This window comes from Ovoidimarina sediminis (assembly GCF_032586175.1).
Taxonomy (GTDB): domain Bacteria; phylum Pseudomonadota; class Alphaproteobacteria; order Rhodobacterales; family Rhodobacteraceae; genus Ovoidimarina; species Ovoidimarina sediminis.
Genome location: NZ_JAWHTE010000006.1, coordinates 136489 through 156073 on the forward strand (window position 1 = coordinate 136489; position 19585 = coordinate 156073).

18 protein-coding genes are annotated in these 19585 nt (G+C 65.9%); 10 read left to right on the top strand and 8 right to left on the bottom strand.

The window, feature by feature from the left end; translation table 11 throughout:
• Positions 1–39 precede the first annotated feature (39 nt).
• Both RXV90_RS09555 and RXV90_RS09560 read left to right on the top strand, forming a co-directional pair.
• Positions 40–819 carry a methyltransferase domain-containing protein gene (locus RXV90_RS09555; RefSeq protein WP_316648386.1) on the top strand — a complete coding sequence of 260 codons (780 nt, stop codon included), beginning with the start codon at positions 40–42 and terminating at the stop codon, positions 817–819.
• The gene (locus RXV90_RS09560) at positions 816–1418 is read left to right on the top strand and encodes a GNAT family N-acetyltransferase (protein WP_316648387.1); all 603 of its coding nucleotides are present in this window, start codon (positions 816–818) and stop codon (positions 1416–1418) included. Before RXV90_RS09555 ends, RXV90_RS09560 begins: the two co-directional genes overlap by 4 nt.
• 12 nt (positions 1419–1430) lie before the next feature.
• Here the strand turns inward: RXV90_RS09560 and RXV90_RS09565 are convergent, their stop codons facing one another.
• From RXV90_RS09565 to RXV90_RS09585, 5 genes are read right to left on the bottom strand one after another with little or no spacing between them, the layout of a single operon-like run.
• A complete protein-coding gene (locus tag RXV90_RS09565) occupies positions 1431–2222 on the bottom strand; it encodes a phytanoyl-CoA dioxygenase family protein (protein ID WP_316648388.1) in 792 nt (263 codons plus the stop codon).
• Entirely contained in the window at positions 2215–3594 is a 1380-nt protein-coding gene (locus RXV90_RS09570) for an aminotransferase (protein WP_316648389.1), read from the bottom strand. The genes RXV90_RS09565 and RXV90_RS09570 overlap by 8 nt, the downstream gene beginning before the upstream one ends.
• 13 nt (positions 3595–3607) lie before the next feature.
• Entirely contained in the window at positions 3608–4786 is a 1179-nt protein-coding gene (locus RXV90_RS09575) for an aminomethyltransferase family protein (protein ID WP_316648390.1), read from the bottom strand.
• A complete protein-coding gene (locus RXV90_RS09580) occupies positions 4783–6306 on the bottom strand; it encodes a phytoene desaturase family protein (RefSeq protein WP_316648391.1) in 1524 nt (507 codons plus the stop codon). The genes RXV90_RS09575 and RXV90_RS09580 overlap by 4 nt, the downstream gene beginning before the upstream one ends.
• Positions 6303–7940 carry a phytoene desaturase family protein gene (locus RXV90_RS09585; protein ID WP_316648392.1) on the bottom strand — a complete coding sequence of 546 codons (1638 nt, stop codon included), beginning with the start codon at positions 7938–7940 and terminating at the stop codon, positions 6303–6305. The genes RXV90_RS09580 and RXV90_RS09585 overlap by 4 nt, the downstream gene beginning before the upstream one ends.
• A gap of 108 nt (positions 7941–8048) precedes the next feature.
• Between RXV90_RS09585 and RXV90_RS09590 the strand changes: the two genes are divergently transcribed.
• Complete coding sequence (locus RXV90_RS09590; RefSeq protein WP_316648393.1) at positions 8049–8675, top strand: TetR family transcriptional regulator C-terminal domain-containing protein; 627 nt, start codon at positions 8049–8051, stop codon at positions 8673–8675.
• On the opposite strand, the gene RXV90_RS09595 is transcribed toward RXV90_RS09590, so the two are convergent.
• Positions 8672–9964, bottom strand: a complete 1293-nt coding sequence (locus RXV90_RS09595) for an NAD(P)/FAD-dependent oxidoreductase (protein ID WP_316648394.1) — start codon at positions 9962–9964, stop codon at positions 8672–8674. The genes RXV90_RS09590 and RXV90_RS09595 overlap by 4 nt on opposite strands.
• 80 nt (positions 9965–10044) lie before the next feature.
• Between RXV90_RS09595 and RXV90_RS09600 the strand changes: the two genes are divergently transcribed.
• Positions 10045–10374, top strand: a complete 330-nt coding sequence (locus RXV90_RS09600) for a DUF6614 family protein (RefSeq protein ID WP_316648395.1) — start codon at positions 10045–10047, stop codon at positions 10372–10374.
• Here RXV90_RS09600 and RXV90_RS09605 read toward each other — a convergent pair.
• Both RXV90_RS09605 and RXV90_RS09610 read right to left on the bottom strand, forming a co-directional pair.
• Positions 10371–11663 carry a flavin monoamine oxidase family protein gene (locus tag RXV90_RS09605; RefSeq protein ID WP_316648396.1) on the bottom strand — a complete coding sequence of 431 codons (1293 nt, stop codon included), beginning with the start codon at positions 11661–11663 and terminating at the stop codon, positions 10371–10373. The genes RXV90_RS09600 and RXV90_RS09605 overlap by 4 nt on opposite strands.
• Positions 11664–11705: 42 nt before the next feature.
• On the bottom strand, positions 11706–12467 hold the full coding sequence (locus RXV90_RS09610; protein ID WP_316648397.1) for a cupin domain-containing protein: 762 nt from the start codon (positions 12465–12467) through the stop codon (positions 11706–11708).
• Positions 12468–12729: 262 nt separating this feature from the next.
• Here RXV90_RS09610 and RXV90_RS09615 point away from each other — a divergent pair, with 262 nt between their 5' ends.
• From RXV90_RS09615 to RXV90_RS09640, 6 genes are all read left to right on the top strand, one after another.
• The gene (locus RXV90_RS09615; protein ID WP_316648398.1) at positions 12730–13848 is read left to right on the top strand and encodes an ABC transporter substrate-binding protein; all 1119 of its coding nucleotides are present in this window, start codon (positions 12730–12732) and stop codon (positions 13846–13848) included.
• 69 nt (positions 13849–13917) lie between these two features.
• Entirely contained in the window at positions 13918–14853 is a 936-nt protein-coding gene (locus RXV90_RS09620; protein ID WP_316648399.1) for an ABC transporter permease, read from the top strand.
• Positions 14850–15665, top strand: coding sequence for an ABC transporter permease (locus RXV90_RS09625; protein ID WP_316648400.1), 816 nt, complete (start codon positions 14850–14852; stop codon positions 15663–15665). The genes RXV90_RS09620 and RXV90_RS09625 overlap by 4 nt, the downstream gene beginning before the upstream one ends.
• Positions 15665–16768: an ABC transporter ATP-binding protein gene (locus tag RXV90_RS09630; protein WP_316648401.1), complete on the top strand. Its 1104-nt coding sequence runs from the start codon at positions 15665–15667 to the stop codon at positions 16766–16768. The genes RXV90_RS09625 and RXV90_RS09630 overlap by 1 nt, the downstream gene beginning before the upstream one ends.
• A gap of 45 nt (positions 16769–16813) precedes the next feature.
• The gene (locus RXV90_RS09635; protein WP_316648402.1) at positions 16814–17479 is read left to right on the top strand and encodes a TetR/AcrR family transcriptional regulator; all 666 of its coding nucleotides are present in this window, start codon (positions 16814–16816) and stop codon (positions 17477–17479) included.
• A gap of 13 nt (positions 17480–17492) precedes the next feature.
• Positions 17493–19583: an oxidoreductase gene (locus RXV90_RS09640; RefSeq protein ID WP_316648403.1), complete on the top strand. Its 2091-nt coding sequence runs from the start codon at positions 17493–17495 to the stop codon at positions 19581–19583.
• Positions 19584–19585 lie beyond the last annotated feature (2 nt).

The following is a 19585-nucleotide window of genomic DNA, read 5'->3' on the forward strand; positions in this document are numbered from 1 at the left end:
GGGAATCGCGTTTCAATCCTGTGAAACAGGGGGCGCGACATGACCGACGAGATACTTTACGACCAGCAGGCCATCGGGTTTCTGGAACATATCTGGGGCGAAGGTTTCCTGTCTCCCGGCGGCCCGGAAGAGGTGGCGCGCGTCATCGAAGGCGTCGATATCGCGGGCAAGCATGTGATGGATATCGGCTGCGGATCGGGGGCCTGCGCGGTGCTTCTGACGCGCGATCACGGCGCGGCCCATGTCACCGGCATCGATGTGGAGGATCCGGTCTGCGAGGCCGCGCGGCACCGGGCCGAACTCGAAGGCGTGGCCGACCGGATCACCATCAAGAAGGTGACGCCGGGCCCCTTCCCGTTCGACGACGAAACCTTCGACGTCGTGTTTTCGAAGGATTCGATCATCCACATCCCCGACAAGGTGGCCATGGCGGCGGATGCGTTTCGCGTGCTGAAGCCCGGCGGCTGGTTCGCGGCGTCGGATTGGCTGATCGGCCACGACGGCCCGCCCTCGCCCCAGATGGCCGATTACATCGCCGAAGAGGGGCTGGAATTCGCGATGGCCTCGCCCCGCGCCTATGCCGAGGCGATGAAGGCGGCCGGGTTCGAGGAGGTGGAACTCGTGAACCGCAACCCGTGGTATGCCGGCGTCGCGGCCGGCGAGCTTGCCTGGCTCAAGGGCCCCGAACGCCCCGCGCTTTCGGATCGGCACGGGAAGGAGTTCATCGATCACCAGGTGGCGATCTGGACGAAGCTCGTGGGCGTTCTCGAAAGCGGGGAGCATTGCCCCCATCACATCCGGGGGCGGAAGCCCGCGTGATACCGCATCTGGGCGCAGGCGATCTGGTGCTTGAGACACCGCGCCTGACGCTGTCGCCGATCACGATGGCGGACCGGGATATCGCGGTGCGCGTCCTCTGTGATCCCGCCGTCATGCATTACATCACCGAAGTGCCGATGACGGTGGCGGAGGTCGACCGGCATATGCCGAACGCCGTCCTGCGGGGCGCGGGGGGCCGTATCGGCATCTGGGTGATCCGGCGCAGGGATACCGGCGAGAAGATCGGGGATTGCCTTCTGATGCCGGTCCCGATCGACGAGGACGATTACGACTGGTCGCTCGTCCGGCCCGGGATCTATCCGCCGGGGCAGATCGAGATCGGCTATCTTCTGGTGCCGGAGGCCTGGGGGCAGGGATTTGCGACCGAGGCCTGCGGGCGGCTCCTGCGCTTTGCGTTCGAGGAAACCGCCCTGACCGACGTCGTCGCCACGACCGATCCGGAAAACAGCGCGTCGCAGGCCGTGCTCGGGAAATGCGGGCTGAAGCCGCTTGGCCTGAAGCGCGCCTATGCCAGCGACAATGTGGCCTGGTTCGGGATCACGCGGGAGGGCTGGCTGAACCGGGACGGCGCGCGATAGGCGCCCGCCCGGTCACGAGTTCCAGTAGTTTCCGTCCGGGTCGCCCGGGTAGACCCCGAGATACGACCCGTGGGACTGGTAGCCCATGAGCCGGCGGACCGGATCGGGAAAGCTTTCGGCGATGTCGCGCGGGACGGTCAGGTACTGGTTTTCCTCCTGCCGGAGCCAGCCCAGCGAATAGGTGGTGATCAGCCCCGCGCGGGGCACGGCGGTGTTGTTCTGCCCGCCCGCGTGGACCGCGCGGCCGAGGTAGAACAGGATCGATCCGCGCGGCATCACCGCCTGGGCCACCTCGCCTTCGGTGATGCCCTCGATCTCGCGCATGTCCTGCGAGCCGGGGACGACGCGGGTCGCGCCGTTTTCCGCCGTGAACTCGGTGAGCGCCACCATGGCCGAGATCTGCCACTCGATGCCGGGCACGCGGACGGGATAGAAATCGTCGTCGCGGTGGAGAACCTGATCGCCCTCGCCCGGCATGATCTCGATCGCCGTGGACGAGCCGATCCGGTAGCTTTCGCAATGGGGCAGAAGCACCTTGTCGGCCACCCCCAGAACGAGGGGATGGGCGAGGATATCGGCCGCCCGGCGCGACAGCGCAAGGATGCCGCCGAGGCGCCTAGTGCGGTACCCGTTGAAATCATTTGCGAATTTCAGGCCCTGTTCATCGAAGGGCCCGCGAAAATCGGCAAGAACCTCGTCGACCAGATCGGGCGGCACGGCATTTTCGACGATCGCCGCGCCATCGGCCATGAGCCGGGCACCAACGGTTTCGATATCGGCAGAAAGGCGGGCGATCTCAGGCATCATATTCACGGCTGATCTGTTCCAGCCCCTTTTCCATGATGTCGAACATGTCGCCGATCTGTTCCTCGGTGATGATGAGCGGCGGCGAGAAGACGGCCATGTTTCCGAACGGACGCAGGAGAAGCCCCATCTTTTCGCAGGCATCGTCGAGCTTCTGGCCGAATTTCAGCTTCTCGCTGTAGGTATCCTTCTCAAGGTCCGGGCGGCATTCGATGCAGCCCAGAAGCCCTTCGCCCCGCGCATCGCCCACGATATCGAACTTTTCCTTGATCTCGCGCATCCGGCCCTGGAACAGCGGGGTGACCTTGCGGACATGGCCCAGGATATCCTCGCGTTCCATGATCTCGATATTCTTGATCGCGGCGGTACAGCTGACCGGATGCCCGGAATAGGTGTAGCCGTTGTAGAACACGTCATCGCCTTCCGCCTCTGCCGCGCGCTGCATGAGCGCGTCCGAGATGATGCAGGCGCCGAGCGGCAGGTAGCCCGAGGTGAGCCCCTTCGCGCAGGTGATCATGTCGGGCACGATGTCGAACACCTCCTCCGAGGCGAACCAGTGGCCGAGGCGGCCGAAGCCCGTCACCACCTCGTCGGAGATGTAGAGGATGTCGTTGGCGCGGCAGATCTCGAGCGTGCGCTTGTGGTAGCCGGGCGGCGGGACGATCACACCACCGGAACTGAGAACCGGTTCGGCAATGAAGGCGGCGATCCGGTCGGCCCCGATCACGTCGATAGCCTTCTGCAGATCTTCGACCTTGGCATCGCACCACGCCTCGAGGCTGACGCCCGCGGGGCGGTGATAGGGGTTCACGTCGGGCAGGAAGTGAACCAGCTCCTCGGCCTTGTCGAACTGCGTCTTGAAGCGTTCCTTGCCGGTGACGGTGGCGGCGAGGAAGGTGGAACCGTGGTAGCCGCGCTCGCGCCCGATCACGATCTTCTTTTCCGGCCGCCCGAGGCGGTTGTTGATGAAGAAGGCCGTGCGCAGCGCGGTGTCGACGGCGGTTGAGCCGCCAGTGGTGAAATGGACGGTGTTCAGGTCACCCGGGCTGCGTTCCGCGATCATGCGGGCGAGGACCGAGGCGGGTTCGGTCGTGAACGACCAGGGCGAGGCATAGGGCATTTCCATCACCTGCGCCGCGATCGCATCGGCCATTTCCTTGCGGCCATAGCCGATCTGGGCGCACCACATGCCGCCGGGCCCATCGATGTAGCGCTTGCCCTCGGCATCCCAGAGATAGATGCCGTCGGCGGTGTTCACGCGCATGTATTCATCGGTTCCGAACCCTTCGACCGCGGCCCACGGGTGCAGGTGGTGATCCCGATCCCATTCGGCGATTTCCTGATCGGTGGGGGTGTTGGCGTTGACGGTCATTACTCTGTCTCCATCAGAAACGGGCGGGCGGCGTGGCGCGGGCGCGGGCCGGCGCGAAGGCGGGGGCCTTCATCGGTGTGGCGCGGGCCATGCGGGTCGTCCAGCGGCCTTCCTCGTGGGTGTAAATCTCGGCCCAGAGGCGGGCGGGGTGCGCCTCGGCCTGGGGCATTTTCACATGGGCGAGCGCGATGTTGCGCTTCGCCGTGGGGGACCAGACACCGGAGGTGACGTGGCCCAGTTCGCGGTTGAACCGGTCGTAGATCAGCGCGCCGCGGGCAGGCTTGAAGCCTTCGATATCGAGCCGGAGCAGGCGGCTGCGCGGCGCCGCGCGGGCCGCGAGAAGCGCGCGGCGGCCGTTGAAATGCCCCTTGCCAAGATCGACCATGCGGCCGAACCCCAGTTCGAAGGGCGTGCGGCCCCGGTGCAGGCGTTCCGTCGCGTGAACCGGCTGGAAATCGACGCCCGCGGTCAGGAAACCCGCTTCGAGCCGGGCGATATCGACGGCCTCGTACCCGATGGCGCGGAGGCCCCGATGGGCGCCTGCCTTCCAGATCCTGTCCCAGAGCGGGAGGGCCGCGTCCCAGTCGCACCAAAGCTCGTAGCCCAGATCGCCGGTGAAACCGGTGCGCGAGACGAGAAGCCCGTCTTCGGGCGTAGCGAAGGCGAAGGGTTTGAGATCGGCGAGCGCGAGGCCCGCCGCCTCGAGAATGGCGAACGAGGTGGGGCCTTGCAGGGAGAAGCCGGCGACGGTGTGGCTTTCGTCGGTGATCGTCGCGTCGAAACCCCAAGCGGCGTCATCGAGCCAGCTGAGCATCGGTTCCTGGCAGCAAAGGCGCCAGTCATCCTCGCCCAGCCGGAAGAGCGTGCCGTCGTCGATGACATGGCCCGCCTCGTCGCACCAGAGCGTATAGCCCACCCGGCCCACCGCGATCTTGCGGATGTCGCGGGTGACCATGCGGTTCAGCATCGCCACCGCACCGGGGCCGGTGACGCGGTACTTGTGCATCGGCGAGATATCGAACAGCGAGGCCTGGTTGCGGAGCGCGAAATATTCGAACTCGACGCTGTCGAGGACGGAGGGCGCGATGTATCCCGCCCAGTCGTACCAGGCCATGGCGCGGCTTTGTTCGGCAAGCCGGTCGTGGACCGGGCCCGGCACGAGGCCGAGTTTCGGATCGGCGAAGATGCTCATACCCAGCCCTCCAGCACGGCCGCAGCGGCATTCCGGCCCGCAAGCCCCATCACGTCGCCGCCCGGATGGGTGGAGGCGCCGCAGAGATAGAGGCCGCGGGGGCCCATCGCGTAACGGCCCATCCCGTTGCCCGGGCGCAGGGCAAAAATCTGATCAAGCGCCAGTTCGGCGTGGTGCCAGTGGCCGCCCGCGGCGCCGGTTTCCGCCGCGATCCGGGTTGGCGGGATGACCTGAAGCTCTTCCACCGCGCCCGGAAGGTCGGGCAGGGCGCGGGCAAGGGTATCGAGCGTGATCTGGCGCAGGCGGTCGCAGGCCGCATCGTCCCAGCCGCCGTCGAGATCGGCGGGGGCGTACTGGACATTGGCCGAAAGCCAGGGGCGGCCATCGGGCGCGGCGACGCAGGTGGCCTCGATCACCGGGGCCTCGGACAGGCTTCCGTATTTCGACGGCGTGAAGGCGGCCTCGACGTAATCCGCGGACGGCGCATAGACGAGGCGCGCGGCGGACAGATCGTCGGGCAGGCCGGGAACGCGCGGCGCGGTCAGGCGGAGGTTCACCTTCGCAACCGTGCCGCGGGTGCGCAGATGACGGATGCGGCGCGCGGCCTCGATATCGAAAGCTTCGGCCCCCGTCAGACCGAGGACGGATTTCGGGCCGAGGCTGCTGAGGACGCGGGGGGCCTCGATGATCTCACCGCCTTTGGTTTCGACGCCGGTCACACGATCATCCTCCAGAATGATCCGGGCCACGGGCGTTCCGGTGCGGATCGTGCAGCCGGTTTTCTGCAGCGCCTCGTCGAGCCGACGGATGAGGTTCGGCATCCCGCCTTCGGGGCGGCGCACCTCGCCCCCGTGGCCCATGCGATAGATGAGCGTGAAGACGCTGCCCGGAGAGCGCGGGCCGGTGGCATTGCCCCGCACCGCGTCGGCGGCGAGGAGCCCGGCGAGGGGGCCGTCCGGCATCTCGTCGAGGATCAGATCGTAGGCGTTCGAGAGAAGCACCTGAAGGAAGCGGCGCATCTCGGGCTTGCCCATGCGCTTCAGGTCGAGCCCGAGGCGCGAAAGGCGCAGAAGCTGAGCGAGGCCCGGCTGCGACAGAAGCGTGCCGCCGCCCGGGGGCGGGGCCTCGGCCAGGCGGCGGAGAAGCGCGCCGTAGGTGACAAGCTGGCCGTGGAGGCGCTGGAAGGCGGGGCCATCGGCATGGGTTTCGCCCGAAAGGGAGGTCGCCCACCCGCCCCGGAGGACGATATGCGCGCCCCCGGGATCGAGCGCCACGGCCGGGAGTGGCGCGCCAAGCCCGAGCGTCGCGGGATCGATGTTGAAGGCTTTCAGGACCACGGGGCTGAGGTTCCACAGAAGCGGCGCAAGCTCTGGCCCGTCGTCGAGGCGGAGCGTGGCCATGCCGCCCGGGGCGGCGGCCTGTTCCAGCACGCAGACGGATTTTCCCGCCCGAGCGAGGGTGGCGGCGGCGGCAAGACCGTTGATCCCGGCCCCGATGACGATGGCATCAAAGCGGCTCATGCGGCGTAGCCCCGCAGTTTCTTTCCGCTTGCCTCGCGCCGGAGGATCGTGCGCGCCGCATTTGCCCCCGGCGCGCCCATCACGCCCCCGCCCGGATGGGCGGAGGAGCCGCAAAGGTAAAGCCCGCGGATCGGGCTGTCATACTGGGAATACCCCGGCAGCGGGCGGTTGAAGAAGAGCTGGTCGAAGGTGAGTTCGCCCTGGAAGATGTTGCCTTCCGTGAGCCCGACCTCGTTTTCAAGCTCCAGGGGAGAGCGGACTTCCATGTGCAGGATGCGGTCGCGGATGTCGGGGCAGGCCACCTCGATCTGGCCGAGGACGGTTTCGGCCATGGCCTTGCGTTGATCCTCTGTCCAGTTTTCGCCGGAGCGGATGCCGCCGACCTCGAGATCGTAGGGCGCGTATTGCACGAAGACCGTCATCATGTGCGCCCCGGCGGGCGCCATGGTGGGATCGATCTGGCTGGGGATCAGCATGTCGATATAGGGCCGTTCCGACCAGCGACCGACCTTCCAGTCGTCATAGGCGCGCTCAAGCTCCCACAGGCTTTCGGAAACGTGCATGTCGCCGCGGATGAAGCTGGCATGGTCGGGCGCGGCGGGGAAGGCGGGGAAGCGATCGAGCGCGATGTTGAGCTTGGCCGAGGAGCCGCGGATCTTGAACCGCTCCACCGCGCGGCGGAACTCGTCGGGCAGCGCGTTCGGGGCCACGTGTTTCAGGAAGGTGCGCTTGACGTCCATGTTGGAGGCGACGACGGGGGCGTGGAACTCCGTTCCGTCCTCGAGCGCGACGCCAGTGACGCGGCCGTCGCGGGTGAGGATTTCGGAGACGCCGGAGCCTGTGTGGATCGTGCCGCCGTGATCCTTCAGCGCCGCCGCGATGGCCGCCGAGATCGCGCCCATGCCGCCGCGCGCGAATCCCCAGGCGCCGATACCGCCGTCGATATCGCCCATGTAGTGATGCAGAAGCACATAGGCCGTGCCGGGCGAATAGACGCCAAGCCCGGTGCCGATGATCCCGGATCCGGCGAGGTGGGCCTTGATGAGATCGTTCTCGAAATGCTCATCGAGGAGGTCGCCGATCGACATTGTCCAGAAGCGCAGGGTCTCGCCCAGTTCGCGCTTGCCGAGGCCCCAGGCCTTCTTGACGAGATAGCCCAGTTCGCCGAGGTCGCGGGGCCGGATCGAGGCGGGATCGGGCGCGTCGCGCAAGAGGAAGGGCCGGATGAACCGGCACTGCCGCATGATCGCCTGGGAATAGCGGTGATAGGCGTCGGCGTCGCGGGGCGAGTGCCGCGCCATTTCGCGGCGGAGCGCGTTGTGATCGGAGTAATAGGCGAAGTAATCGCCACCGCGCGTGAAGCTTCCGCCGCCTTCGTAGGGGATGACCTGAAGCCCGTATTTCGGCAGGTCGAGATCGCGGGCGACCTCGCGCCGGAGAAGCGAGCAGACATAGGAGCAGTTCGAGTATGTCCAGCCTTCGTGGAGCGAGCGGCTGACCGCCGCGCCGCCGATCCAATCGTTCTTCTCGACGACGACCACCTTGAGCGCCGCCCGCGCAAGATAGGCCGCGGCGGTGAGCCCGTTATGGCCCGCGCCGGCCACGATGACGTCATATCTGCGATTCTCGGACAAGAGAGTTTCCCCTTTCAACCGGCTTTACACGGTCGGCGAGGCGTTGTAAATTTATTTGAGCGCTCAAATAAACTTTTTCGAGCGCGATATGCTCAGGCGAGAGGCCCGATGACCGAAGTGGCAGAGAAGCGCCCACGCAAGGAACGCAAGGAAAACGCCGATCGCCGCCGCAGGCAGCTTCTGGATGCCGCGCGCCGGTCGATCCTGAAGAACGGGCTGGCGCGGACGACGCTGGCGACCGTGGCCACCGAGGCGGGGCTGAGCCAGGGCGTCGCAGTCTTCTATTTCAAGTCGAAGGGCGGGCTTCTGACTGCCGTCTTGCAGGACCTTTACGAAAGCTACGAGGTGCATTGGGCCGGGGCCCTCGACGCCGCCGGGCCTGATCCGAAAAAGCGGCTCTGGGCGCTGGTCGATGCAGATTTCAGCGTCGAGGCCTCGGGGCCCGATGTTCTGCCGCTCTGGTTCGCGTTCTGGGGGGAGCTTCGGTTCACCGAGGATTACGCCGTGATCGCCGAAGCCTTCGACGACCGCCGGTCGGACGCCGTGGCGGCAGTGTGGCGCGGGCTGATGCCCGAGGCCGACGCGTTAGAGGCGGCACAGATGGCGGAGTGGATGGATACGCTGACCGACGGCTACTGGCTTCGGCTGCACGTCTCGCCCGACACGTTCGACCGCGAGGCGGCGCGGCTGGCCACGCGGCAATGCCTTGAGCGGCTTTTGCCCGACCTGGCCTAGAGCCCCAGCCGGTCGAGGAACTTGAGACGGATGATTTCCGCCTCGACCGCGAGTTCGCGGGCAAAGGCGAACGGCAGGGGTTTCAGCGCGGTTACCGGGAAGTCGAGATCGTCCGGAGCCGCGCCGCCCGCCCAGCGCGCCAGGACGCGCCCCATCGCAGTGGCGATCGCGACGCCGCGGCCGTTGTAGCCGAGCCCCGTCATGATCCCCGGCGCAAGCTGATGCAGATGCGGGTAGTGATCGCACGTGAGCGCGACGAAACCGCCCCAGGCATAGGGCCACTCGACGCCTTCGAGCTGGGGGAAGAGTTCGGTCGAGACACGTTTCAGCCGGGCGATCTGGCGTTCGGTGGAGGCGTCGTTGTAGGTGCCGCGCCCGCCCATGAGGAAGCGGCCCTGCGCATCCTTCCGGAAGTAAAGCAGAAGCCGCCTTGTGTCGGAAAGCGCGTTGCCCTCGGGCAGGATCGAGGCGGCGAGATTGTCGGACAGGGGCGCGGTGGCGACCTGGACGGACCGGACGGGCAGCACGGATTTCGCAAGCGGCCGGTCGAGATCGCCGGAATAGGCGTTGGTGCAGATCAGAACCTTTTCAGCGAGGATTGCGCCGTTCGGCGTGGTGACGCGGTAGCCGGTACCGTGGGCCTCGATCGCCGTGGCGGGGCTGTCGCCGAAGAGCCGGGCGCCCTGGGCCTCTGCCGCCGCGGCGAGGCCAAGGGCGTAGTTCAGGGGGTGAAGCACCCCGCCCCGCCGGTCGATCACGCCGCCCTGATAGGCGTCGGTTCCGGTGAGTGCCGCCATCCTGTCGCGCGAGAGCACATCCATACCGCCGCCGTGATCGTCCCATTCGGCCGCGAGGGCGTGGAGGCCTTTCAGCGTCTTCGGCGTGTGCGCGGCACGCAGCCAGCCGGGGCGCGTGGCCTCGCAGGCGATATTGTGGCGGGCGATCAGATCGAACACCAGATCGCCCGCCTCGCCGGCCATGCGGATCATGCGACCGCCCCAGTCTTCGCCGAACTTCGCCCTGATGCCTGCGGGCCCATCCTTCAGCCCGACATTGATCTGGCCGCCGTTCCGGCCCGAGGCGCCCCAGCCCGGGTGCTGGGCATCGGCCGCGGCCACCGAAACACCCGCCTCGGCCAGATGAAGCGCGGCGGAGAGGCCGGTGAAGCCCGCACCGATCACGGCGACATCGGCGCGCACCTCGCCCTCCACCGCGGGGCGCGGGGCGGGCTGGTTCGCCGTTGCCGTCCAGAGGCTGTTGGCGATCACCGGACGTTCGTTGACGATCATGGGAGGACCTCTGCCGCTTGCCATTCGCCGCCGCGCGCATAGGCTTGGCCTGTGATCCACGGGAACGAGGGGCCTTGCCGGTGCCGCAGCTTCTGAACCAGTTCGACCTGAAGCCCGGGGTGACGCGGGCGCGGTTCGATGCCGCGTGGGAGGCGTTCATCGCGCATCTGCTCGCCCAGGATCTTGCCGTATCGGGCGGGCCCCTGATGGCGCGGCAACCCGGAAGCGGTTTCGACACCGACAGCGCGCGGGAATATTCCCTGATGGGGCTGATCGCGTTTCGCGATCAGGCGCAGGCCGATGCGGCCTGGGAGGCGATCGAAACCAGGGCCGAGCCGCTGGGCCAGTTGCATCGTGCCGTCTTCGCGCTTGTGCATGATCCCGTCTTCACCTTCTGGACCGAACGCTAGGAGATGGCGCGTGCCAGCGCCACTGCCGTTTTGCGCCCGCTTTCATGGGCGCCGTCGACAAGGGCGCAGCGGTCGCCCCCCGTCGCCTCGCCCGCGAAGAACAGCCGGTCGGCTAGCGGTGTTGCCAGCGCCTCGCGCGCGCCCCAGGCGCCCGGCCTGACGGAGCCATAGGCGCCATAGGTCAGCGGGTTGTCGGCCCAGTCGGTCGTGAACCCCCTGACGAAATGCTTCCGCGCGTCCGAGCCCACGAGGCGCACGAGGGCCTCGAGCGCATAGTCGACAACAGCCGCCTGCCCTTCGGCATAAAGCTCCCATGCGAATGGGCCGCCGATATTGCCGAAGAGGTAGTCGTGCCCGCAGGGCCAGGCGACGAAATAGCAGGCCTCGCCCTCGCGATCCTCGGGAATTCGGTAGGTGACCCAGTTGTTTTCGCCGAGCCCGAGACGGGCGCCGTCGAAGAGAAGCGGCACTTTCATCAGGAGGCCCATGGGGATGTTGGCGGCGGCCTCGCGTTTCCAGTCGGGCAACTTGGGAGTGAAGGCGATGGCGTCCGCGTTCAGTACGCCGGTTGCGACGGTCAGAAGGCAGGCTTTCGCAGCGATCGTGCCTTTCGTGGTTTCGACACGGACGCCCGTGCCCGACCAGTCGACCGACGTGACACGGGTGCCGAGGGATATGGGCAGGCCGTCGGCCAGCGTCGCCACTAGGGCGCCCAGGCCTTCGCGCACGATGAAGCTTGGCTGGCTGTCGATCGTGTTCCAGTGGCCCGCCGTCGAGAGTTCATCGAACCTCACCCCGTAATCCATCGCGCCCATCCAGGACTTGATGGTGGCCCCCCAGGGAACATCGGGCATGATGGTGGAGGCAGGCACATCCCGGCCTGCGCGCCCGGCCCGGTCGAACTCGCGTTCGATCGCGTCCCAGGCCCGGTCGAACGCGGCCCAATCGGCATCGTCCGCCCGCGCACCGTCCAGATCGAAGAGATCGACGTCGGCATTGGAGTGGTCGACCAGTGTGAAGCCCGCCTCGCGGCCGAAGGCGGTGAAAACGTTCTTGTCGGAGCCCGAGATCCAGGAGCAGCCGTGGTCGACCGGCGCCCCGAAGCTTTCGCTTTCCGTCCAGGCGCGGCCGCCCACGCGGTTTGCGGCCTCGACGATCACGAAGGAGACCCCGCGCCGGCGCAGTTCGCGCCCGGCCGCGAGGCCCGCGGCCCCTGCCCCGACGATCACCACGTCGGGATTGGCCGGCAGATCGGCGGCCAGTACCGGCGCGCCTCCCGAGACGGTCATGCCGGCGAGGACGGTGCGGCGGGTGAGGCGGGGCCCAATCGGTCAGCCTCCCGGCCGGATCGCAGGGTTGAGCGCGGCGTAGTACTTGCGCAGGTAGCGCGGCACCTTCCAGGCACAGACGGTGCCCGCCGGAACGAAGAAGACATCGCCCGTCGTGAAGGTCTGCGCGCGGCCGCCCGCTTCGGTGATCGTTACCTCGCCGTCGAGAACCTGGCAGAATTCGTGCCAGGGGAAGGGGCTCAACTCGGTGTCGATCGGCTCAGTATCCCAGAGGCCGACTTCGAAATTGCCGTGATCGTTGCGGAAGAGGATGCGGTCGCGCTGGATGGCGCCAGGTTCGCACGTGCGGTCGGCATCGGTGAGCGTCATATCGGGATCGAGCGCCTGAATGCCGCCTTCGGCGGTGAGCCCTGCCGGCATCTCGGCCCGGGGATCGGTGTAGGTGATGTATAACTTCCTAAGATAGTCGTGCTGCTTCCAACTGACGGGGACTCCGTTGCGGAAGATCACGCTTTGACCCTTGCGGCAGGGCACGTTCACGCCGCTTCCGTCGACCGTATCCATCATGTCGAAACTGCCATCGAGGACGAGGATGAATTCGTCGCCCGGGTAGGGCCCGAAGCGTTCCTGCATGGGCGTCGTATCCCAGACGCCGACGCTCATGCCGAGATCGGGATCTTCGAAATAGACATGGAGGTTCTGGGCCTCGGGCATGGTTTCGAAATCGTCCGGGTCGAGCTCTATCGGTTGCAGCCCGTCGGGGCCGTCCGTCTCGAAGCGGATGATGCCTGAAATGGCGGTCACCACGCGTCTCCTTTTCCAACTGCGCCAAGGCCCTGCCCGAATATTGAGCGGCTGCCGGCGGAGCGGGCGCCGGGCCGGTAAAATGCTTGACTCACTCTGTGGCCCAGATCAATGATTGAATGATCATTCAGTGGAATGGCGGCCGCCCGACACGATGTCAAGCGCTCAGCCGACCAGCTGACGGAGGCGAAAAGGGAGGCAGGCCGAAAAACGGCGCCGCGCGTGAACGTGGGGCCAATTGTAACAGGGAGACTGAACTCACATGGATGTTCTCGATCAACTGGGTGCCGTGCGCGAGGGGAAACTCAGCCGGCGCAAGTTCACGAAAGGGCTTCTCGCCGCGGGCGTGGGTATGGCGACGATGCCGGCAGCCACGAAGCGCGCGATGGCGGCCGATGGCGAGGCCACGTACTTCACCTGGGGCGGATACGACATTCCCGAGCTCTTCGTGCCCTACCAGGAAAAGCACGGCGTTCTGCCCAACTTCTCGATTTTCGGCGGCTCGGAAGAAGCGCTGACGAAGATGCGCGGCGGGTTCGTCGTCGATGTCTCGCATCCCTGCAACGCGGGCCTGACGCGCTGGATCCAGTCCGGCCTGTTCCAGCCGATCGACACCTCGCGCCTGTCGAACTGGGCCGATGTGATGCCCGCACTTGTCGACCTGCCGGGCAACCAGACCGATGGCGGTGTGTGGCTGGCGCCGTTCGACTGGGGGCAGACCTCGGTCACCTACCGCACCGACCTGTTCGAGGTCGAGGGCGAGGAAAGCTGGGACATGCTGTGGGATCAGCGCTATGCCGGGCGGCTTGGGTCGCTGGCCTCGGGCGGGGATGCCTGGTGGTGCGGCGCGATCAAGGCCGGGGTCGATTTCGACGATCTCGACACCGACGAGGCGTTCGAGAAGATCGCCGCCGTGATGCGCGAGCAGCGCCCGCTGATCCGGACCTATACCGACGACACCACGACGCTGGAACAGGCGCTTGCCTCGGGCGAGATGGTTGCGGCGATGACCTGGAACAGCTCTGCCACGCTTCTGCAGGCAGAGGGCGTGCCGGTGGCGTTCGCCAAGCCCAAGGAAGGCGCGCTGACCTGGGTGTGCGGCCTGATGATCCACAAGGACGCGCCGAATATCGACCGGGCCTATGACGTGATCGATTCCCTTCTGAGCGTGGAGTCGGGCAAGTTCATGATCAGCGACTATGGCTATGGCCACTCGAACGCGAAATCCTTCGACCAGTTCGACGAAGCGACGCTTGCCAGCCTCGGGCTGAGCAAGAACCCGATCGAGATCCTTCAGGCCGGCCACTTCCAGCGACCGATGTCGCAGGAGTGGGAGACCCGGATGAACGAGCTCTTCGAACAGATCAAAGCCGGCTTCTGATCTGATCCTTCCGGCCCGCGCGCCAAAAGGCAGCGGGCCGGTTCGACCCTTATCTGGCGCGAGGGGCCGATGGCCGAGACATCCCTGTCATCCGGACAGATCGAAAGCGACGGCGACCCCGCGCCGCGACGCGGGCTTGCGGCGCTGTTCTACCGGAACGAGACGCTGCGCGGCTATACGCTGATGTCGCCCACGCTGGTGATCCTGACCATCGGCATCATCATCCCCCTCGCGATCCTCGTGGTGATGAGTTTCTGGACCCGGGACGGGTTCGGCTTCGACACCACCATGACCACGGCGAATTACGAACGGATCTGGACCGAGCCGATCTTCGGCGCGCTTCTGCAGCGGTCGTTCTGGATCTCGGGGGTAGCGACGGTGGCGACGGTCGTTCTGTGCTACCCGATGGCCTATTACGTGGCCTTCCACGTGCACCGGAACAAGATCCTCTGGATCATCCTGATGACGCTGCCGTTCTGGACGAGCTATCTTCTGCGGGTCTTCGCGTGGAAGGTGATCCTCGGGTATGAAGGCGTCATCAACTCGGGCTTCATGGCGATCGGGTGGATCGAGGCGCCGCTTGAATTCCTGCTCTATTCCCAGACCGCCGTCATCATCACGCTGGCCCATGCCTGGGCCGCCTTCGCGATTCTGCCGCTTTACGTGAGCCTCGAGAAGATCGACAAATCGCTTCTCGAAGCCGCGACGGACCTGGGCGACGGGCCGATGGCGCGGTTCTTCCGCATCACCCTGCCCCTGTCGATGCCCGGCGTGATCGCGGCGACCTTCCTGATTTTCATCCCGACAACGGGTGATTACATCACTCCCGCCCTTCTTGGCGGGCCGGACGGGAAGATGATCGGCAACTTCATTCAGATCCAGTTCGGGGCGGTGAACAACTGGCCGATGGGGGCGACGCTGTCGATCATGCTGATGCTGTGGATCGCGGCGATCGCGCTTGTCTTCCTGTTCGTCACCCGCAAGGTGCAGGAGAAGATCGCATGAGCGGCACCTATATCCGGCGCCCGAACCGGCCGCTGCAGATCTATGCGGTGATCTTCCTGATCGTACTTTACGTGCCGGTCCTGTTCATCCCGCTCTTCAGCCTAAACGATTCCCTTTATGTGCGGTTCCCGCTGCAGGGGTTCACCCTGCAATGGTATTACGAGCTTTGGGAGCGGCCGTCCGTCTGGAACGCGCTGTGGAACAGCGTGAAGGTCGGGGCGGTGGTTTCGGTGATCTCGACCATCCTGGGGGTGATCACGGCGCGGGCGATCACGCGTTACCGGATGCCCGGGAAATCGGCGCTGGTGACGTTCATCATGATGCCGCTGGTCATTCCGGGGATCATCTTCGGCGTGGCGCTTCTGGTGCTGATGAGTCGGCTCGGTGTGCCCCTGTCGCTTTACACCGTGAGCCTCGGGCACCTGATCGTCTGCATGCCCTTCGCCGTGGCGACGCTTCTGCCCCGGTTCGAAGGGTTCGACCCGTCGATGGAAGAGGCCTCTGCCGACCTTGGCGAGAACGGGTGGTGGACGTTCTGGCGCGTGACCTTCCCGATGGTCCTTCCCGGCGTGATCGCGAGCCTTCTTCTGACCTTCACCATCTCGTTCGACGAGTTCATCATGGCGTTCTTCCTGACCGGAACAGACCCGACATTGCCCATGTACATCTGGGGACAGCTGAGGTTTCCGCAGGAATTCCCGTCGATCCTGGCCCTGTCGTCGCTGATCCTGATCGTATCCTTCGTGCTGGTCTTCACCGCGCAGCGGATCGGGCGGGTCGGGCTGAACAGAGACCCGCTGGAGGCGGCGTAATGACAAGATCCAACGCGTTTATCTCGATCCGCGAGGTGGATAAGTATTTCGGCAGCTTCCAGGCGATCGACAGTGTTTCGATGGAGATCGCGCAGGGCGAGTTCTTTTCGCTTCTCGGCGCGTCAGGCTGTGGGAAGACGACGCTTCTGCGGATGCTGGCGGGGTTCGAAAGCACGACGTCGGGCGAGATCTTCATCGACGGGCAGCCGATGTCGGACGTGCCGCCGCATCACCGCCCGGTGAACATGGTGTTCCAGTCTTACGCGATCTTTCCGCACCTGAACGTGGCCGACAACATCGCCTATGGACTGCGCAAGCAGAAGCTGCCCAAAGCGAAGCGGATGGAGATGGTTGACGAGATGCTCAACCTCATCAAGCTGCCGGGTTACGGGCAACGGAAGGCGAACGAGCTGTCGGGCGGGCAGCGGCAGCGGATCGCGCTGGCCCGCGCGCTGATCCTGCGGCCGAAGGTTCTGTTGCTGGACGAACCCCTGGGCGCGCTCGACAAGCAGTTGCGGGAACAGATGCAGCTTGAGCTTCGGGCCCTGCAGCGGCAGGTGGGGATCACCTTCGTCTTCGTGACCCATGACCAGGAAGAGGCGCTGACCCTGTCGGACCGGATCGCGGTGATGCAGGGGGGCAAGGTGCTTCAGGTCGACACGCCCGCAGGGCTTTACGAGACGCCGCGCACCCGGGAGGTTGCGAGTTTCATCGGCAACATGAACTTCTTCCGGGGCACCGTGCGGCGGAACGGGGCGGCCACCGGCGCGGTAGAAACCGAAGGGCTTGGCACCATCCCCGTCGCACTCGACCAACTGACCAAGCCCGACGGCACCACGGTGCAGGTGGCGCTGCGGCCAGAGAAATTCACCCTGTCGGGCACGAAGCCCGAAGCGGGCATGGCGATCGAGGGCACGATCACGAATTCCGCCTATCTGGGCGAGCGCAGCCACCATTACATCCGCATTCCCGGCAAGGAGGAGCCTGTCGCGGTCTCCACTCAGAATTTCCAGCGGGCGGATGGTGGCGGATCGACCAGTTCGGAGGCCCCCGTCTGGCTGAGCTGGTCGCCCGACTCGGTGGTGATCCTCGACGACGCATAACATGGCAAGGATGAGCCCCTGCCGGAACGGGGCTCGGAGAAGACAGTGAACAAAGCTCTGAGAGAAAAGGATTCGGTCAAGAAGGCGTCGCGGCGCACCGAATCCAAGCGCGTGCGGCGCCAGCAACTGATCGACGCGACGATCAATTCGATCTCGAAATTCGGAATCGGCGGCACGACCATGTCGACCGTGACCGAGGATGCCGGGCTGTCGGTCGGGATCGTGAATTTCCATTTCGAAAGCAAGCAGCGGCTGTTCGAGGAAACACTTCTTTACCTCGCGCGGGAGCATCACGATCATTGGCTGAAGGCCTACCGGGATGCCGGGCTGTCGGCGAAGGACAAGCTTCTGGCAATCGTGGATACGCATTTTCACCCGAGCATCAGTTCGCGCAAGAAGCTGGCCGTCTGGTATGCCTTCTATGGCGAGGTCGGCCGGCGGAAGACCTATCGCAAGCTGATCGAGGATATCGATTACGAACGCGTCGCCCGCGAGGTGGAGCTGTGCGAGAAAATCGCGACGGAAGGCGGTTATGACAGGGCCCCCCCGCCCCGGCAGGTGGTGAACATCCTCGAAGCGCTTTACGACGGTGTCTGGCTGGAGCTTCTGACCTATCCCGAGACCTACACACGCGAGAAGGCGCAGGCCCATATCGGGGCCTTTCTGGCGATGACCTATCCGAAGCATTTCGAGATGCCGGAGTTCGCGTGAGTATGGCGCAGGCATGAGCCGGGATCCCCGTTACGACATTCTCTTCGAGCCGGTGAGGATCGGCCCGGTGACCGCAAGGAACCGGTTCTATCAGGTGCCGCATTGCACCGGCATGGGCTGGCAGCGGCCGCGCATGCTGGCCGCGATGCGGGGGACGAAGGCGGAGGGCGGCTGGGCCGTCGTCTGCACCGAGTACAATTCGATCCATCCAAGTTCGGACGACCTGCCGCATCCGTCCGCCGCGCTTTGGGATGACAGCGACGTGCGGGCCCACAGCCTGATGACCGATGCGGTGCACGCGCATGGCAGCCTCGCGGGTGCGGAACTCTGGTACGGGGGGGCGCGGACGGCCAACCTGATGACGCGGCTGACCTCGATGGATCTCGACAGTTTTCCGAACCTCGTGGGCCACCCCTATCAGACCCGGGCGATGGACAAGGCGGATATCCGCACTTTCCGCCGCTGGCACCGCCGCGCCGCGCTGAGGGCGAAGGAGGCAGGGTTCGACATCGTCTATGTCTACGCGACCCATGGCTACGTGATCTCGAACTTCCTGAACCCGCGGATGAACACACGGGGCGACGAATATGGCGGAAGTCTGGAGAACCGCGTGCGGCTTGTGCGCGAACTGATCGAGGAGACGAAGGAGGCGGTGGGCGACCGCTGCGCCGTCGCCGTGAGGTTTTCCGCCGACGAGAAGATCGGCGCGGATGGCGAGCCGATCCTGGGCGAACGGCGCGAGATGTTCGAGATGCTCGCCGACTTGCCCGACCTCTGGGATATCAACATCGCCGATTATTCGGTGGAGATGGGGGTGTCGCGCTTCATCAAGGAGGCACCGCTTGAGCCTTACATGGCCTGGGTGAAGTCGGTGACGGACAAGCCGGTGGTCACCGTGGGCCGCTTCACCTCGCCCGACACGATGGTGAGCCAGATCAGACGCGGGATCACCGATTTCATCGGCGCGGCGCGGCCCTCGATCGCGGACCCGTTCCTGCCGAAGAAGATCGAGGAGGGCCGGCTGGGCGCGATCCGCGAATGCATCGGCTGCAACATCTGCTACGCGGGCGACAGCCTGAGCGTGCCGATCCGCTGCACCCAGAACCCGACGATGGGAGAGGAATGGCGGCGGGGCTGGCACCCGGAAGTGATGCCCGAAAAGACCTCGGACACATCCGTGCTGATCGTGGGCGCGGGGCCTGCGGGGCTGGAGGCCGCGCGGGCGCTGGGCGCGCGGGGCTATTCGGTGATGGTGGCCGAGGCCACGCGCGAGCTGGGCGGGCGCGTGACGCGCGAGGCCGCACTGCCGGGTATAAGCGAATATATCCGGGTGCGCGATTACCGCATCCAGCAGTTGGCGGAGATGACGAATGTAGAGATCTTCCGCGAAAGCCGGATGGGCGTGGAGGATGTGCTCGCCGTCGCGCCCGGACATGTGGCGATCGCCACGGGCGCGCGCTGGCGGACCGATCTGTTCGATGGCGAGGTGTTCCGAGCGGTCGCAAGCGGCGACGCGGCGGCGAAGCTTTTCACCCCCGATGACATCATGGACGGCAGGCTGCCCGAGGGCCCGACGCTCGTCTTCGATGGCGATGGCTATTACATGGCGGGCGTGATCGCCGAGCGGCTGTGCGCCGATGGGCGCGAGGTGATCTATGTGACCCCGGAAGACAGCGTATCGCGCTGGGCGGGGAACACATCGGAACGCTGGCGGGTGCGGAACCATTTGCTGCGACTTGGCGTTCGCATGGAAACGGCCCGGAGCCTCGCGCGGTTCGACGGCGCGAACGCGGTGCTGACCTGTATGTATGACGGTGAGGACACGACACATGCTGTGGAGAACGTGGTGATGGTGACGGCGCGGCGGCCGAACGACACGCTGTATCGCGATCTCAAGGCGCGGGGCGAGAGCGGGGCCCTGCCCTTCACGCTAACCCGGATCGGCGATTGCGACGCCCCGGCGATCATCGCCGCCGCCGTCTATGCCGGCCACCGCTATGCCCAGGAGCTTGAGCGCGAGGTGGATATCGACGTGCCGCTGCGCCACGACCGGGTGGATGTTGGGCGTGATGCGCCCGGCGGGTTGAGACCGGCGGCGGAGTGAAT

Excerpts from the sequence above, each read along its gene's own strand:
- RXV90_RS09555 (WP_316648386.1), top strand. The coding sequence starts at position 40 with ATGACCGACGAGATACTTTACGACCAGCAGGCCATCGGGTTTCTGGAA.
- RXV90_RS09565 (WP_316648388.1), bottom strand. The coding sequence starts at position 2,222 with ATGCCTGAGATCGCCCGCCTTTCTGCCGATATCGAAACCGTTGGTGCC.
- RXV90_RS09570 (WP_316648389.1), bottom strand. The coding sequence starts at position 3,594 with ATGACCGTCAACGCCAACACCCCCACCGATCAGGAAATCGCCGAATGG.
- RXV90_RS09575 (WP_316648390.1), bottom strand. The coding sequence starts at position 4,786 with ATGAGCATCTTCGCCGATCCGAAACTCGGCCTCGTGCCGGGCCCGGTC.
- RXV90_RS09580 (WP_316648391.1), bottom strand. The coding sequence starts at position 6,306 with ATGAGCCGCTTTGATGCCATCGTCATCGGGGCCGGGATCAACGGTCTT.
- RXV90_RS09590 (WP_316648393.1), top strand. The coding sequence starts at position 8,049 with ATGACCGAAGTGGCAGAGAAGCGCCCACGCAAGGAACGCAAGGAAAAC.
- RXV90_RS09595 (WP_316648394.1), bottom strand. The coding sequence starts at position 9,964 with ATGATCGTCAACGAACGTCCGGTGATCGCCAACAGCCTCTGGACGGCA.
- RXV90_RS09605 (WP_316648396.1), bottom strand. The coding sequence starts at position 11,663 with ATGACCGTCTCGGGAGGCGCGCCGGTACTGGCCGCCGATCTGCCGGCC.
- RXV90_RS09615 (WP_316648398.1), top strand. The coding sequence starts at position 12,730 with ATGGATGTTCTCGATCAACTGGGTGCCGTGCGCGAGGGGAAACTCAGC.
- RXV90_RS09620 (WP_316648399.1), top strand. The coding sequence starts at position 13,918 with ATGGCCGAGACATCCCTGTCATCCGGACAGATCGAAAGCGACGGCGAC.
- RXV90_RS09625 (WP_316648400.1), top strand. The coding sequence starts at position 14,850 with ATGAGCGGCACCTATATCCGGCGCCCGAACCGGCCGCTGCAGATCTAT.
- RXV90_RS09630 (WP_316648401.1), top strand. The coding sequence starts at position 15,665 with ATGACAAGATCCAACGCGTTTATCTCGATCCGCGAGGTGGATAAGTAT.
- RXV90_RS09640 (WP_316648403.1), top strand. The coding sequence starts at position 17,493 with ATGAGCCGGGATCCCCGTTACGACATTCTCTTCGAGCCGGTGAGGATC.